The organism is Corallococcus macrosporus (genome assembly GCF_017302985.1).
GTDB classification, from domain to species: Bacteria; Myxococcota; Myxococcia; order Myxococcales; family Myxococcaceae; genus Corallococcus; species Corallococcus macrosporus_A.
Genome location: NZ_JAFIMU010000006.1, coordinates 122,618 through 136,548 on the forward strand (window position 1 = coordinate 122,618; position 13,931 = coordinate 136,548).

At 69.4% G+C, this 13,931-nt stretch carries 16 protein-coding genes; 11 read left to right on the plus strand and 5 right to left on the minus strand.

The window, feature by feature from the left end; all coding sequences use genetic code 11:
• Positions 1-83: 83 nt before the first annotated feature.
• Positions 84-1,349 (minus strand): CCA tRNA nucleotidyltransferase, encoded by a 1,266-nt coding sequence (locus tag JYK02_RS10580; RefSeq protein WP_207050793.1) that lies wholly within the window; start codon positions 1,347-1,349, stop codon positions 84-86.
• Positions 1,350-1,546: 197 nt separating this feature from the next.
• Between JYK02_RS10580 and JYK02_RS10585 the strand changes: the two genes are divergently transcribed.
• Positions 1,547-1,936, plus strand: coding sequence for a hypothetical protein (locus JYK02_RS10585; protein ID WP_207050794.1), 390 nt, complete (start codon positions 1,547-1,549; stop codon positions 1,934-1,936).
• A 95-nt stretch (positions 1,937-2,031) separates the two neighbouring features.
• Positions 2,032-2,460, plus strand: a complete 429-nt coding sequence (locus JYK02_RS10590; protein ID WP_207050796.1) for a DUF4326 domain-containing protein — start codon at positions 2,032-2,034, stop codon at positions 2,458-2,460.
• Here the strand turns inward: JYK02_RS10590 and JYK02_RS10595 are convergent.
• Positions 2,454-3,500: an alpha/beta hydrolase gene (locus JYK02_RS10595; RefSeq protein WP_207050798.1), complete on the minus strand. Its 1,047-nt coding sequence runs from the start codon at positions 3,498-3,500 to the stop codon at positions 2,454-2,456. The genes JYK02_RS10590 and JYK02_RS10595 overlap by 7 nt on opposite strands.
• Positions 3,501-3,637: 137 nt before the next feature.
• On the opposite strand from JYK02_RS10595, the gene JYK02_RS10600 reads away from it, so the two are divergent.
• The 3 genes from JYK02_RS10600 (at position 3,638) to JYK02_RS10610 (ending at position 6,304) form a co-directional block, all read left to right on the plus strand.
• Entirely contained in the window at positions 3,638-4,945 is a 1,308-nt protein-coding gene (locus tag JYK02_RS10600) for a carbohydrate binding domain-containing protein (RefSeq protein ID WP_207050800.1), read from the plus strand.
• A 64-nt stretch (positions 4,946-5,009) separates the two neighbouring features.
• Positions 5,010-5,630 carry a DUF1877 family protein gene (locus JYK02_RS10605; RefSeq protein ID WP_207050802.1) on the plus strand — a complete coding sequence of 207 codons (621 nt, stop codon included), beginning with the start codon at positions 5,010-5,012 and terminating at the stop codon, positions 5,628-5,630.
• 2 nt (positions 5,631-5,632) lie between these two features.
• Positions 5,633-6,304, plus strand: a complete 672-nt coding sequence (locus JYK02_RS10610; RefSeq protein ID WP_207050804.1) for a tyrosine-protein phosphatase — start codon at positions 5,633-5,635, stop codon at positions 6,302-6,304.
• A 49-nt stretch (positions 6,305-6,353) separates the two neighbouring features.
• Here JYK02_RS10610 and JYK02_RS10615 read toward each other — a convergent pair whose 3' ends face one another.
• Positions 6,354-6,653 carry a hypothetical protein gene (locus JYK02_RS10615; RefSeq protein WP_207050806.1) on the minus strand — a complete coding sequence of 100 codons (300 nt, stop codon included), beginning with the start codon at positions 6,651-6,653 and terminating at the stop codon, positions 6,354-6,356.
• Positions 6,654-6,878: 225 nt separating this feature from the next.
• Here JYK02_RS10615 and JYK02_RS10620 point away from each other — a divergent pair, with 225 nt between their 5' ends.
• Positions 6,879-7,229 carry a hypothetical protein gene (locus JYK02_RS10620; protein ID WP_207050807.1) on the plus strand — a complete coding sequence of 117 codons (351 nt, stop codon included), beginning with the start codon at positions 6,879-6,881 and terminating at the stop codon, positions 7,227-7,229.
• A gap of 157 nt (positions 7,230-7,386) precedes the next feature.
• Complete coding sequence (locus JYK02_RS10625) at positions 7,387-8,376, plus strand: aldo/keto reductase (RefSeq protein WP_207050808.1); 990 nt, start codon at positions 7,387-7,389, stop codon at positions 8,374-8,376.
• Positions 8,377-8,383: 7 nt separating this feature from the next.
• On the opposite strand, the gene JYK02_RS10630 is transcribed toward JYK02_RS10625, so the two are convergent.
• Complete coding sequence (locus JYK02_RS10630) at positions 8,384-9,289, minus strand: LysR family transcriptional regulator (RefSeq protein ID WP_207050809.1); 906 nt, start codon at positions 9,287-9,289, stop codon at positions 8,384-8,386.
• 144 nt (positions 9,290-9,433) lie between these two features.
• Here JYK02_RS10630 and JYK02_RS10635 point away from each other — a divergent pair, with 144 nt between their 5' ends.
• The 4 genes from JYK02_RS10635 (at position 9,434) to JYK02_RS10650 (ending at position 13,322) form a co-directional block, all read left to right on the plus strand.
• A complete protein-coding gene (locus tag JYK02_RS10635) occupies positions 9,434-10,477 on the plus strand; it encodes an NAD(P)-dependent alcohol dehydrogenase (RefSeq protein ID WP_207050810.1) in 1,044 nt (347 codons plus the stop codon).
• Positions 10,478-10,491: 14 nt separating this feature from the next.
• A complete protein-coding gene (locus JYK02_RS10640; RefSeq protein ID WP_207050811.1) occupies positions 10,492-11,016 on the plus strand; it encodes a (R)-mandelonitrile lyase in 525 nt (174 codons plus the stop codon).
• A gap of 135 nt (positions 11,017-11,151) precedes the next feature.
• Positions 11,152-12,327: a right-handed parallel beta-helix repeat-containing protein gene (locus JYK02_RS10645; protein ID WP_207050812.1), complete on the plus strand. Its 1,176-nt coding sequence runs from the start codon at positions 11,152-11,154 to the stop codon at positions 12,325-12,327.
• A 125-nt stretch (positions 12,328-12,452) separates the two neighbouring features.
• On the plus strand, positions 12,453-13,322 hold the full coding sequence (locus tag JYK02_RS10650; RefSeq protein ID WP_207050813.1) for an OmpA/MotB family protein: 870 nt from the start codon (positions 12,453-12,455) through the stop codon (positions 13,320-13,322).
• Positions 13,323-13,332: 10 nt separating this feature from the next.
• Here the strand turns inward: JYK02_RS10650 and JYK02_RS10655 are convergent, their stop codons facing one another.
• Entirely contained in the window at positions 13,333-13,872 is a 540-nt protein-coding gene (locus tag JYK02_RS10655) for a hypothetical protein (protein ID WP_242588637.1), read from the minus strand.
• Positions 13,873-13,931 lie beyond the last annotated feature (59 nt).

The window sequence follows — 13,931 nt, forward strand, 5'->3', positions numbered from 1 at the left end:
TACACGCCCCCGGGCCGGGACGCACGGCCCGAGGCGCTCCAGGCCCCCTCCCCTGCCCTCCGGCCGGCGAGGAGGCCCTCTTCTCAATGGCTCCGGGCCGCCCAGGCCGTGAGCCGGGCGCGGAGCTCGTCCGCGGTGTTCAGCGACGGATCATCGAGCACCGTCTCCACCAGGTACCGGGTCGCCTCGCCCACCTTCGGCGAGGGGCCGATGCCCAGTGTCTTCATGATGTCGCCGCCGGTGAGCGCCAGCTCCTTCGCGGACAGCGGAGGCTTCGCGGCGGCCAGCGCCTCCAGCCGCGAGGCCAGCGCCTCCAGCGCGGGGAGCTGCTCCGGCGCCCGGACCTGGACGCGGGCCTTCGCCACGGACAGGAGCGCGGGCAGGTTCGTCAGCCCCACGCGAGCGAGCAGCCGGCGCAGCGCGGGGTCCGTGTCCTGGACGCGCGTCTCCAGCTTCGCGTGCTCGACGAGCAGGCCGATGAGGTCGGCTGACTTGTTGGGGAACTTCAGGCGCAGGCATAGGTCCTTCGCCTGCGTCGCGGTGTCGATGTCCGCGAGCAGCGTGGCCATGCGCAGGTCCGCGTCCAGCGGCGCGGCCTGCACGGCGGCTCGGGCGAGCCGGGCGGCCTCCGCGTCCGCGCGGGCCACCTCCGGCAGGAAGCACTCCATCAGCCCCGTGTCCGCGAGCAGGTGCAGCCCCGTCTCCGCGCGGGGGGACAGCAGCAGCTTGAGCAATTCCTCTCGCACGCGCTCCAGCGCGACCTTGCGGAACACGGCCAGGGTCGCGGGGATGGCGTCGCGCGTGGCGGGGTCCAGGGTGAAGCCCAGCACGGCGGCGAAGCGCACGGCGCGCAGGGGGCGCAGGCCGTCCTCGGAGAAGCGCTCCAGCGCGGAGCCCACGCAGCGGATGAGCTTCGCGGGCAGGTCCACCTGTCCGCCGAACGGATCCACCAGCTCGCGGTCGAGCGGGTTGTACGCCATGGCGTTGATGGTGAAGTCGCGCCGGGACAGGTCCTTCACGATGTCGCGCTCGAAGGACACGGAGCTGGGGCGCCGTCCGTCCAGGTAGTCCCCCTCCGAACGGAACGTCGTCACCTCCACGTGGTTGCCGCCGGTGACGACCGTCACGGTGCCGTGCTGGATGCCGGTGGGGATGACCTTGCGGAAGGCGCGCTGGACCTCTTCCGGCAGGGCGCTCGTCGCGACGTCGAAGTCCTTGGGATGGACCTTGCGCACCATGTCCCGCACGCAGCCGCCCACCAGGTAGGTGGGATGGCCCAGCTCGCGCAGGCGGGTGATGACTTCGAGCACGGGCTTCGGGATTTCGGCGTCGTGGAGGTTGGCGATCATGACCACGAACTACGTTGCCGTCTTCCGGCGGGCCTGACCACTGCGGAGGCCCCGTGAAGGCTGGCATACGACAAATGACGTATACGTGCGCGAATGAAAGTCTTCAGGAAACTCTCGCGCACACGCCCCGACAATCATTTCAACGCAGCACCTACCGCGGGCGGGGCCAGGAGCCGCCGCCCCCAGCGAGGAAGACCATGCTCAAGTCCATCAGCAGCTACACGTTCAAGAACCCCTCCCGCCTGCAGATCGACCGCACGTCGGACGGCGCGAAGTCCGTCTACGGACAGCAGGTCAACGGGATGAACTACTTCCTGGACAAGAAGGGCGTCGGCATCTCCGACCGCTCGCGGGACAGCGTCATCGACAACGTCAAGAAGGTGGAGAACGGGAAGCGCAGCGAGATCAACGCGCACCAGCGCGAGGTCGTCGGCTTCACCAAGGACGCCTTCGAGAGCTTCCGCAAGGGCAACATCCGGCAGGGGTCCGTGGAGGCCGCGGGAGCGGTGCTCAACGCGGCGGGGTCTGTCTTCAAGTCCACGTACACGGAGACGCCGCACGAGAAGCAGGGCATCCTCCCCTACTGACCCCTGCCTGCTGACGGGGCCGGGGAGCGTTCCTGGAGTGCTCCCCTTCCCCGCCATGCGGCACGGTGGGCGCGTCTGTTAACGATGGACGCGCCATGTCCGAATCCCGAACCACCGCGGTGCACGTGCACGACGCCTGTGACGTCTACGTGGGCCGCGCCTTCCGTGCCTGGGCGAAGCCCGGCCCGCTCAACCCGGTGCCGGGCCGCTTCGGCAACCCGTTCAAGCCCGGGGGCGTGAAGACCTGGAAGGCGATGATCCGCACGTACTTCGAGCCCTGGCTGGCGAAGCTGCCCGCCGACGAAGCCGAGCGGATCCGCGACGAGGCCCAGCGGCGCATGGCGCCCGGCCCGGACGCGTTCGAATCCTTCCGCTGGTACCTGGAGCTGCGCACGCAGCACGACGCGGACTTCCTGCGCGACGTGCGGACGCTGCGCGGCAAGCGGCTGGGCTGCTGGTGCAAGCCGGGCCCATGCCACGCGGACGTGCTGGCCGCGTGGCTGGACGCGGGCCCGAGTCAGTGACGTGCGTTCTCCCGCTCGCGGACCTGCGCGGGCTGGAGCGTGAGCGTCGCGTCCACCTGCCGCCGCGTGCCCAGCGCTTCCGCCAGCGTCAGGCATGCCTGGGCAATGGCGTTGCGCGCGGCGAGTGAGTCCGCCAGCGGATCCAGCATCACGAAGTCGTGGATCATCCCTTCGTATTGGAGGGCCAGCGTCGGGACGCCCGCGTCCACCAGCCTGCGTGCGTAGGCCTGGCCTTCGTCGCGGAGCACGTCGCACTCGCCGTTGAGGATGAGCGCGGGAGGCAGACCTCGCAGCTGCGCGTCCGTCGCGCGCAGGGGGCTGACCAGGGGCTCCGTGCGGACGGAGGAGTCCGGGGCGTAGTTGTCCCAGAACCACTGCATTCCGCTCCGGGTGAGGAAGTAGCCGTCCGCGTAACGCTCATACGAGGCCGTGTCGAAGCGGGCATCCGTGACGGGATAGAACAGCACCTGCTGGAGGATGCGAGGGCCGCCGCGCTCCTTCGCCACCAGCGTGAGCGCCGCCGCCAGGTTCCCGCCCGCGCTGTCCCCCGCCACGGCGATCCGCTGACCATCCAGGTCCGCTTCGCCGCCGTTCTTCGCGACCCACTGGAGCGCGGCATAGGCCTGCTCGAGTTGCGCTGGGTATTGGCCTTCCGGCGCGGGCGTGTAGTTGATGAACACGACCGCGCACCGGCTGCCCACGGCCAGTTCCCGGATCAGCCGGTCGTGCGTGTCCTTGTCACCCAGCACCCAGCCACCGCCGTGGAGGTAGAGCACCACGGGCAGCCTTTCCGACACGTCCGCGGGACGCACGATGCGGACGGAAACCCGGCCGTCGGGGCCTACCGGCAGGACACGGTCCTCGACGCGGGCGGGCTTCTTCGCGCTCTTTCCCGACTGCACGCTCCGCAGCACGGCACGCGCATCCACGGGAGGCAGGGTTTCGAGCGCGGGTCCGCCCGCTGTCTTCAACTGCTCCAGGAACGCACGGGCATGCGGATCCAGGCCGGAATCGGAGGGCTTCTTCGCATCGGTGGGCATGGCGTCTCTCTCCTCTTCGGCCGAGGATGGCCATGCACGCCCGGAGTGGGAGACGCAGGCACCGGTGGGCTTGTCCGATACGCCGCATCTGGTATTTACAATTAGACGGACATTCCCAGATTTTCACGGAGAGTGCCATGAGTGGGTCCCCTGTCCTTCGCACTGCCTGGGCGCTGTTGCTGGCCATCCCGCTGGCGACCGCTTGCAGCCCGGGGCCTGAAGCCGAGGCCCTGGCGCAGGCCTCCGCGTCCCTGGCTTCGGTGATCACCAACACGTCCTTCGAGACGAACACCAACGGCTGGTCCAGCTGGCAGGGAACGCTGACGCGGGAGGCGCGCACTGGCGCACCCAACGGGCAGTATGTCGCTCGCGTCACCGTCAGCGGCGCGGCGACGCTCTACTCGCTGGACGGCGCGCAGAGCGGAATCGCGAACGCGCCGCAGGGACAGGCCTATACGGCGACGGCGTTTGTCGCCGCGGGCAACACCGGCACGGTGGGCAAGCCGGTCAGCCTCATCCTCCGCGAGAAGAACGCCTCCGGGACGACGTACAAGCTCTTCACGGCGGACGCGACGCTGACCACCAGCTTCCAGCGGCTCACCGTGACCGGAACCGTGGAGCGCGTCGGTGACACGGTGGATGTCTACGTCCTCCAGACGCAGGCGACTTCGGGCAATGCCATCCTCGTGGACGCCATCACGCTGGAGCCCACGGGCGGCGGCTCGAATCCTTCTGGCGAGCCGATGCCGGTGGGCGACCTCACGGGCTGGCGGCAGGTGTTCACCGACGACTTCACGACGAACGTTCCGGTGGGCCAGTTCCCCGCGGCGGTGTCATCGAAGTGGAGCGTGTACCCGGACGGATGGAAGGACACGAGCAAGAACGGGACGTACTCGCCGTCGAAGGTCGTCAGCATCCAGAACGGCGTGTTGAACAAGTCCCTGCACACGGAGAGCGGTGTGCACAGGGTGGCCGCGGTGCTGCCGAAGATCCCCGGCGCGAACGCTTCGGGTGGGCTCCCGGCGGGTCGCTACGCGGTGCGCTTCCGTGCGGACGCGGTGCCTGGCTACAAGGTCGCGTGGCTGCTCTGGCCGGACAGCGAGGTGTGGCCTCGCGACGGGGAGATCGACTTCCCGGAGGGCGACCTGGACGGCACCCTCTCCGGCTTCATGCACCGGCAGAACGGCACGTCCGGTGGGGACCAGGATGCCGCCTCATCGAGCGCGCGCTTCACGTCGTGGCACACGGCCGTCATCGAGTGGAGCCCGGGACGGTGCCGGTTCATCCTGGATGGCGCGGTCATCCTGGACAAGACCAGCCGGGTGCCGAGCACGCCCATGCACTGGGTCCTCCAGACAGAGACGGACCTGAGCGGCACACCGCCGAGCGACAGCGCCGCGGGCAACGTGCAGATCGACTGGGTCGCCGTCTGGGTGCCGAAATAGGCCGTGCAGATGAACAGCGCGGGCTAGCTGAACCGATGGCGCCGGAGCTGCTAGGAAGGGCCGCATGGGACTCGATGCGAGCTACCAGGCCCTTCCCGGCGGCGCTCCTCTTCTAGAGCTGGCCCGGCGGAACACCGGCGTGGGCGGATGGCTGATCTCCGTCACCCGGCTGCTCAAGGATCCTCGTGAGGAGAGCCTGGCGCCGGGTGGTCCGGATTCCGACGAGCTCGATCTGCTGGAGTCCGTGAGGGACCTGCTGCGGACGCGTCCCGACCTGGCGACACAACAGGTCGACCTCCACCGGAGATGGGATCAGCTGCACTTCGTCCTGTCCGCCCGGCGCAGGAACGCGCCGGAGGCAGAGGACGACTCCCTGGCCGGCATCGCGATCCGGGGAGAGGCAGAGATCGCCCCGCATGTGGTGGCACCCCAGGGTGTGCCCTTGCGCTACACGCGGCCGGAGACGGTGGAGCGGATTGCCCGGATGCTGGAGGCCTTCCCGTTCGACGCGCACCGCGAGCACTTCACCGTCGAGCGTCTGCGACAGGCGAGCGTCTATAAGTGTCCTCGCGAGGAGGACATCGACGAGGCCTGGCAGTGGCTCCGCGAGCGCTTCGACCTCTTCCGCGCCTTCCACGTCACGGCCGCGAAGCACGGGGACGGCGTCCTGGTCCGCGTGGACTGAAGATGAAGTACACGTTCGTCTTCACCACCGCCGCCGTGCTCCTCGCCTTCCTGGCCCAGCGGATCCAGGGCGCGGCCTGGGTGCTGCTGTGGCCTTCGGTGAGCTTCGCCATCGTGGCCATCGCCTATGCCGGCGCGGGTGCGCGGGCCTTCGGCAAACAAGCGGATGGACGGATGCGTCCGTTGGCGGTGCTCGCGCTCCTGCCCTATCTGCTGCTCACGTGGGGCACGTGGCATCTCGCACGGCGCATCTCCCGGGAGCGTGTCCTTGATGAAGTGGTGCCAGGGGTCCTGGTGGGACGCCGGCTGCTGCCCGGCGAGCTGCCCGCGGGTGTCAGCGCGGTGCTCGACCTGACCTCCGAGTTCATCGAACCCGAAGGCATCCGGAGTGCCTGCCGTTACGTGTCGCTGCCCATCCTGGATGCTTCAACGTTGCCCGTGGAGCGCGTGGCCCCGGTCCTTCGCGAGCTGGCCGTCCTGCCCGGTCCCCTGTACGTCCACTGCGCGCAGGGACATGGGCGCACGGGGATGATCGCCGCGGCGCTGCTCGTGGCCCGGGGAGATGCGCCAGACGCGAAGACGGCACTCGCTCGGGTGCGGCAGGCACGGCCCGCGGTACGGCTCTCCGTCCAGCAGGAGCGCGCGCTCGACGCGTTGGCCGCGGCACTGGTCTGAACCGCGAAGCCCGGACATGGCGCCGGGCCTCGCGGATGCGCGGGACCGCTCAGCTCTCGGCGGTCGGGGTCTGCTCCACTTCCGGCTGGGCGGCGTCGCAGACCGGCGCGGTGTCCTCGGACGGCTGGGTCTGTTCCGAGGAGACAGAGGCGGTCTCCTCCGAAGGCTGCGCGCGCGCGCCGCATCCGACCGACTCGCCACAGGTGGTGCGGTAGGTCCCCTCGTAACAGATCTGGTCGCAGCGGCCCGTGCAGACATCCCAGCACTGCGGCGGATAGGCAAACGCAGCGGCGGGGGCAACGGCAAGGATGGCGGCGACAGCGTTCAGGGACTTCCTCAGCGCGTTCATCTGCACTCCTGGGATGTGGGGGACGTGCCTGCGCAAAGCCAGGCACGCCGGGCAGCAGACGTCACCCCCCGCATCAACGACAGACACCTACGGCTTCAATGCCATCCACTGAACACTCACACCCAACCCGGGTGCCTGGCCATGGCTGTCAATAGCGGCAAGCCGCGATGTCCAGACGGCGTGGCTGGGATCAGACTGCGCGCCCACCCTTTCGTCGGAGTCGCCATGCGCCTCAATCCATTGCTGGCCGTCGCAGCCGCCCTTGTCTTTTCCCCGGCGGTGAGCTTCGCCCTGCCCATCCAGTGCACTGACGTCTGTTCCGAGCCCACCTACTGCGATGAGCCCTGTTTCGTGGTCATGCGCGCCTCCACCTGTGGCGCATCCGGATATGCCTGCTTCCCCCCAGACAGCGCTCCTGCGTCGAGCGGCGACGAGCTGGCGGCGACCTGCGCGGACTGCGCCACGGAGCGGACCGCCTGTCTGCGGCGCGTGAAGTACGGCGACATCGAGGAGATCCAGGCGTGCAATGACGCCTACACCGAATGCAGCCAGCTGTACTGCGTGAGCGCGCAGTAACGCGACGCCAGGCTCACGGGCCCCGCTGACCGGGCGTGGCCCCGCCGCCTCATTATGAACCTGCGCTTCACAGGCCATTGGTCCCCCTGCGTATAGTCCGGGCCGGGTCCAGGCCGTATCTCTCTTCCCGACGGAACAGCACACGGGAGAGAACACGATGCAGAAGCGCAGACTCGGAAAGAGCAACCTGGAGGTCTCGGCCATCGGGCTTGGCTGCATGGGCATGAGCCATGGCTACGGTCCGCCCGCGGACAAGCAGGAGATGATTTCCCTCCTCCGGTCGGCCGTGGACCAGGGCGTCACGTTCTTCGACACGGCCGAGGTCTACGGGCCCTGGACGAACGAGACGCTTGTCGGCGAGGCCCTGGCCCCCGTTCGTGGACAGGTGGTCATCGCCACGAAGTTCGGCTTCAAGCTGAGCGCTGACGGCAAGCAGGAGGGCCTCGACAGCCGCCCCGAGCACATCAAGCAGGTCGCCGAGGCCTCGCTCAAGCGGCTCCGGACCGACGTCATCGACCTGTTCTACCAGCACCGCGTGGATCCGGAGGTGCCCATCGAGGACGTCGCGGGCGCGGTCAAGGAGCTGATCCAGCAGGGCAAGGTCCGGCACTTCGGCCTGTCCGAAGCGGGCGCGAAGACGATCCGCCGCGCGCACGCGGTCCAGCCCGTCACCGCCCTCCAGAGCGAATACTCCCTGTGGTGGCGTGAGCCGGAGAAGGAGATCCTTCCGACCCTCGAGGAGCTGGGCATCGGATTCGTTCCGTTCAGCCCCCTGGGTAAGGGCTTCCTGACGGGCAAGCTGCCTGACGCCTCCCAGCTCGCCAAGAACGACTTCCGCAACATCCTTCCACGCTTCACGCCGGAGGCACGCAAGGCGAACCAGGTCTTCGTCGAGTTGCTAGACAGCGTCGCGGCCCGGAAGAAGGTGACGCCCGCGCAGCTCGCGCTCGCCTGGGTCCTGGCGCGCAAGCCGTGGATGGTCCCCATCCCTGGCACCACGAAGCCGCACCGCCTGGCGGAGAACCTGGGCGCGGCCCGGGTGGAGCTGACGGCGGACGAGGTCCGGGACCTCACGGATGCCGCGGCGAAGCTCACCGCGCAGGGAGCCCGCTATCCCGAGGCCCTGGAGAAGCTGACCGGCCGCTGAGCTGTCTTCAAAAGGACTTCAGCGCCAGCTCGCGCGCGGCTTCGACGAAGAGTCGCAGCGGCGCCGAGCGCTGCGCGCGGCTGGGGTAGTACAGGAAGAAGCCGGGGACGACGGGCGCGTAGGCCTCCAGCACCCGCACGAGCCGCCCGGTGCGCAGCGGCTCCGCCACGACCGGCTCGAAGGCATACGCCAGCCCCACGCCCGCCTCCGCCAGGGCCGCGGGCAGGTGCAGGTCGTTGCTGACGACGCCGCCTCGCACCGGCACGCGCCAGTTCCTGCGTCCGCGCTCCAGCTCCCAGGGGTAGAGGTTCCCGGTCGTCTGCGAGCGGAAGGTGATGCACTCGTGGCGCAGCAGGTCCTCGGGCTTCTGGGGCGTGCCGTGGCGCTGGAGGTAGGCGGGCGAGCCCACCACCACGAAGCGGAACGCGTCGGTGAGCCGCACCTGCACCATGTCGCGCTCGATGGCCTCGCTCAGCCGCACGCCCGCGTCGTAGCCCTCCGCCACGATGTCCACCAGGCGGTCCTCGACGACGACCTCCAACTCCACCCGAGGGTGACGCGCTCGAAAGGTGGGAACCACCGGGGCGATGACGTAGGGCACCGCCGCCGTCAGCACCGTCAGCCGGACCCGGCCCACGGCCTCTCCTGGCCGCGCGGAGACCTCGCGAAGCGCGGCGAGCGTCTGACCGACCGACGGGCCCGCCTCCTCCACGAGCCGCCTGCCCGTGTCCGTCAGCGATACGCTGCGCGTGGTGCGGGTGAGCAGCACCACGCGCAGCTGCTCCTCCAGCTGCCGCACCGACTGACTCACCGCCGCCGTGGAGACGCCCAGCTCGCGCGCCGCGCCGCTGAAGCTGCGCAGCCGGGCCACCGCGAGGAACACCTGCAACTGCGTGAAGGGCGCCGTATTCATTCGCGAAGACCGCCTTCGAACCCACTGTTAAGCACGGGTTAAGAGCCTATTGGCCTCCGCGCGCGTAGTCATCCATGGGTCCGGCGCGTATCTCTCTTCCCGTGAACAGGGCCCCGCGGCCCCAACTCCCTGGAGAAAAGACACATGCCCACCGTCAACGCCTACGCGGCCCGCTCCGCCACGTCGCCCCTCGGCCCCATCACGATCCAGCGCCGGGAGCTGGGCCCTCGCGACGTCCTCATCGAGATCAAGTTCTGCGGCATCTGCCACTCGGACATCCACACCGTCCGCGGCGAGTGGGGCGGGACGACCTACCCGCTCGCTCCCGGCCATGAGATCGCCGGCATCGTCACGCAGGTCGGCGCCCAGGTGAAGAAGCACGCCGTCGGCGACCGCGTGGGCGTCGGCTGCATGGTGGACTCCTGCGGCGACTGCTCGTCCTGCCGCAAGGGCGAGGAGCAGCACTGCCTCAAGGGGATGGTCGGCACGTACGGCGCCGTCGGGCGCGACGGTGAGGTCACCCAGGGCGGCTACTCCACCCACATCGTCGTGACCGAGGACTTCGTCCTCAAGATCCCCGAAGGCATCCCGCTCGACGCCGCCGCGCCGCTGCTGTGCGCGGGCATCACCACGTACTCGCCGCTGCGCCGCTGGGGCGCGGGCCCCGGCAAGAAGGTGGCCATCGTGGGCATGGGCGGCCTGGGGCACATGGGCGTGAAGTTCGCCCGCGCGATGGGCGCGGAGGTGACCGTCCTGTCGCAGTCGCTGAGCAAGAAGGAGGACGGCCTGCGGCTGGGCGCGCACCACTACTACGCGACGAAGGATCCGGAGACGTTCAAGAAGCTCGAGGGCACGTTCGACCTCATCGTGAACACGGTGAGCGCGAAGATCGACCTGAACGCCTACCTGTCCCTGCTGGCGCTGGACGGCGCGCTGGTCAACGTGGGCGCGCCCCCGGAGCCGCTGGCCGTCAACGTGTTCTCCCTCTTCATGCCCCGCCGCGTGTTCACGGGGTCGCTCATCGGCGGCATCCCGCAGACGCAGGAGATGCTGGACTTCTGCGCGAAGCACCACATCGGCGCGGAGATCGAGGTCATCCCCGCCAGCAAGATCAACGACGCCTACGAGCGCGTGCTCGCCTCCGACGTCCGCTACCGCTTCGTCGTCGACGCCGCGACCCTGAAGTAACCCCTGGAGAGGCCATGCGAATCGCAGCCACCGCCATCTCGTTGTCCCTGGTCACTTCCGCGTTCGCCCAGACGCACGACGGAGGGAGCGCCGCCACGGGCTCGGGCGCTTCGCGAGGCCTGAGCATCACGCGCGGCGGCTCGCAGCCCTCCAGCAAGGGGCCCGCCGAGAACTTCACGGGCTCCGTGCGCGTCGATCCCCTGTTCCAGGCGAACGCGCCCGCGCGGACTTCGGGCGCCTCCGTCACGTTCGAGCCCGGTGCCCGCTCCGCCTGGCACAGCCATCCGCTGGGCCAGACGCTGATCGTGACGGCGGGCTCCGGCCGCATCCAGCGCTGGGGCGGCCCCGTCCAGGAGATCCGGCCGGGCGACGTCATCTGGACGCCGCCCGGCCAGAAGCACTGGCACGGGGCTTCACCCACCACCGCGATGACCCACCTCGCCATCCAGGAGCAGCTCGACGGCAAGGTCGTCGAGTGGATGGAGAAGGTCAGCGACGCGCAGTACAGCCAGCCCGGTCAGCCCTTCACGACGCCGTAGCCGCTTCACCCTTGGGCGCATCCACCCTGTCGCCTCGCTGGCGGCGCGCTGACACCGCTGGGGGGGAAGCCGTGAGGTGCGCCGTGAATAGCCTCTGCGCCAGTGGCCGGACTTCTCCGGCCCGGGGGAGGCAGCATGAAGCAGACACGCCGATTCGCCGTGGCCCTGGCAGTGACCACCTTGCTCACGGGAGCGCCCGACGTCCAGGCCCGTGGCACGACGCCTTCCGATGCGGAAGCCGAGGTGACGTTCACCGCCGGCCCCGTCCGGTGCGGCGACACCCTCACCCAGCACACGCGCCTCACGCGCGACCTGAACTGTCCGGGCTCGGAGCCCTTCGCGCTCCGGCTCGACGGCGAGGGCATCGTGCTGGACCTCGGCGGTTACACCGTGCGCCGCACCGGCCCGGAGAACGAGGACTCGCAAGGCATCGTGGTCGACAACGCAAAGATGGTGCGCAACGGCACGGTGCAGGGGTTCGGCCGGGGCGTCATCACGCCCTGGTTCTCGAACGCGCTGAGCCTGCGGCTGCACGAGCTCGCGCTCCTCGACAACGACATCGCCGTCTACAGCCAGGCGGATACGAACTTCCTCATCACCCGGTGCCGCCTGAGTGGGAACGGCCGGGGACTGAGCAGCGAGTTCGATGCGTCCACGGGGCTCTTCGACGTGAGGTCATCAACCTTCACGCACAACGGGACCGCGATGATCGCGGACTTCCATCACATCGACGTGGTCGACTCCACCTTCACGTCCAATGGGCTGGTCATCAACTGCTTCGGTGGCTCCGCCCGCATCCGCGGGAGCACGCTCGCGTGGAACGACGCGGTGGGCAGGATGCAGATCGACTTCGGCGGCCCCTACACCTGCAACGAGATGCGCTTCGAGGACTCGCTCCTGACGGATAACGCCGCGTTCGCGCCCGCCATCCAGCCGGTCTGGGAAACGAACCGGCTCGCGATGGTCAACACGCTGGCCACCCGCAATGGCCTCGGGCTCCGCACCGCGGCCCTGACCGTGTACCTGGAGGGCAACACCTTCCATGACAACGCGGCCGGCCTGACGCTGTCCGACCTGCAGACGTCCTCCCCCGTCCCGCTCACGGGCATCGTCCGCGGCAACCAGTTCCTGAGCAACGACGGGGACGGACTCCGCGTGGAGCCACCTGGCACTCCCACGCTGATCAACAACGTCGCCCTGGGCAACGCGGGCGTCGGCATCGATGCGCCCACCGCCTTCAACGGCGGCGGGAACGTCGCGCGAGACAACGCCGGGGGCGACTGCGTGGGCATCCTCTGCTCCATGTACTGACGTCCCGGCTGCCCTGGCTGGAACAATGCACCTCCAGACACCTGCACGCACCCGGGTCGCCTTGAGGCGCACCCGGGGCCCTTCACTAGCGTGGCCTCCATCCATTCCACCCTGGAGGTCGCGACATGGAGACGGAACGCGGAAGGGCCTGGGTCCCCTGGCTGGTGACGGCGTTGGTGGCGGGGCTCGCGGGACTGGTGCTGTATCTGTCGCATCGCAGCACGACCCGCGCGGACGCGGAAGCCGCCTCCGCGGCCGCACGCGCGAGCGCGGCGGAAGAGGCGAAGCAGCTGCTCGAGGCGAAGCTCGCCACGCTGGAGGCGGAGCACGCGAAGCTGTCCACGGAGAAGGAACAGCTCAGTACGGAGAAGGAGCAGCTCAGCCAGACGGTGCAGGAGCAGGAGGCGGAGCTGGCCCGGCTCAAGGCCACCTACGAGGACCTCCAGGACAAGATGAAGAAGGAGATCGCCGAGGGCGCCATCCGCCTGACGCAGGACGGAGGCCGGCTCCAGGTGGACCTCGTCGACAAGGTCCTCTTCGATTCGGGCGACGCCAGCATCAGCGCGCGCGGCCAGGAGGTCCTCACCCGGCTGGGCGGCGTGCTGTCCAAGGTGGATGACAAGCTCATCCAGGTGACGGGCCACACCGACGACTCCCCGCCCACGCAGAAGCTCCAGGCCACCTTCCCCACCAACTGGGAGCTGTCCGTCGCGCGCGCCGTCAACGTGGTGCGCTACCTCCAGGACAAGGGCGGCGTGCCCGCGAAGCGCATGCTCGCGGCGGGCTACGGCGACACGCGGCCCCTGGCGGCCAATGCGTCTCCGCAGGGACGCGCGCGCAACCGCCGCATCGAGCTGCTGCTCATCCCGGAGCAGGCCGCCCGCCGGAACCCCGCCATCGCGAAGGCGGCCCCCGCGAAGGCCACGCCCGTGAAGGGGACTCCCGCGAAGGCGGCCGCCGTGAAGCCCGCCGTCGGGAAGAAGTCCGGCCGGTAGAGCACCCGTCCTACCGGGACTCGGAGAGGTGGCGGGATGCGCGCCACGCCTTTCCGTTGAACAGGTAGACCCAGGTGGCGTTGCCCTCGCCCCAGTCCACCAGCCCCTGGCGCGCCGTCCTGGGCACGCCCTGGGGCCCCGGCTTGGACCGGATGCCGTAGAGCTGGAGGCAGCTCACCTCGCGCGGCAGGGCGAGCACCTCCCGCACCTTCCCGTCCTTCGTGAAGAGCACGCGCACCGGCACGGAGCCGTTGCACGAGTAGCCCTTGCCCGGGAACGCGTAGTCGGGCTGGCCATCCTTGTCGAAGTCTCCCTGGACGCAGGGCCATCCGGCCGTCTTCAGCGCGCCCAGGTCCACGCCGATCTCCTCCAGCTGCGCCGTCGCCGTGCCCGGCGTCCCCACGCAGAGACAGCGCGTGCTCTTCTCCGCGGAACACGCCGGATCCACGGAGGTGAGCGCCACGCGCTCGCTGTCCGGCTTCTCTGGCGGTGAAGCCTCCGCGAGGCCCACGGCCGCCAGCGAGAGAATCCACGGCCACTTCCGACGCATCCGCATCATTCGGTCGCTCCCGGTGTCCATCCGCCGGGGCGACATACAAAAAAACAGGC

Coding starts and splice junctions, on each gene's coding strand:
- JYK02_RS10580 (WP_207050793.1), bottom strand. CDS start 1,349: ATGATCGCCAACCTCCACGACGCCGAAATCCCGAAGCCCGTGCTCGAA.
- JYK02_RS10585 (WP_207050794.1), top strand. CDS start 1,547: ATGCTCAAGTCCATCAGCAGCTACACGTTCAAGAACCCCTCCCGCCTG.
- JYK02_RS10590 (WP_207050796.1), top strand. CDS start 2,032: ATGTCCGAATCCCGAACCACCGCGGTGCACGTGCACGACGCCTGTGAC.
- JYK02_RS10595 (WP_207050798.1), bottom strand. CDS start 3,500: ATGCCCACCGATGCGAAGAAGCCCTCCGATTCCGGCCTGGATCCGCAT.
- JYK02_RS10600 (WP_207050800.1), top strand. CDS start 3,638: ATGAGTGGGTCCCCTGTCCTTCGCACTGCCTGGGCGCTGTTGCTGGCC.
- JYK02_RS10605 (WP_207050802.1), top strand. CDS start 5,010: ATGGGACTCGATGCGAGCTACCAGGCCCTTCCCGGCGGCGCTCCTCTT.
- JYK02_RS10610 (WP_207050804.1), top strand. CDS start 5,633: ATGAAGTACACGTTCGTCTTCACCACCGCCGCCGTGCTCCTCGCCTTC.
- JYK02_RS10615 (WP_207050806.1), bottom strand. CDS start 6,653: ATGAACGCGCTGAGGAAGTCCCTGAACGCTGTCGCCGCCATCCTTGCC.
- JYK02_RS10620 (WP_207050807.1), top strand. CDS start 6,879: ATGCGCCTCAATCCATTGCTGGCCGTCGCAGCCGCCCTTGTCTTTTCC.
- JYK02_RS10625 (WP_207050808.1), top strand. CDS start 7,387: ATGCAGAAGCGCAGACTCGGAAAGAGCAACCTGGAGGTCTCGGCCATC.
- JYK02_RS10630 (WP_207050809.1), bottom strand. CDS start 9,289: ATGAATACGGCGCCCTTCACGCAGTTGCAGGTGTTCCTCGCGGTGGCC.
- JYK02_RS10635 (WP_207050810.1), top strand. CDS start 9,434: ATGCCCACCGTCAACGCCTACGCGGCCCGCTCCGCCACGTCGCCCCTC.
- JYK02_RS10640 (WP_207050811.1), top strand. CDS start 10,492: ATGCGAATCGCAGCCACCGCCATCTCGTTGTCCCTGGTCACTTCCGCG.
- JYK02_RS10645 (WP_207050812.1), top strand. CDS start 11,152: ATGAAGCAGACACGCCGATTCGCCGTGGCCCTGGCAGTGACCACCTTG.
- JYK02_RS10650 (WP_207050813.1), top strand. CDS start 12,453: ATGGAGACGGAACGCGGAAGGGCCTGGGTCCCCTGGCTGGTGACGGCG.
- JYK02_RS10655 (WP_242588637.1), bottom strand. CDS start 13,872: ATGCGTCGGAAGTGGCCGTGGATTCTCTCGCTGGCGGCCGTGGGCCTC.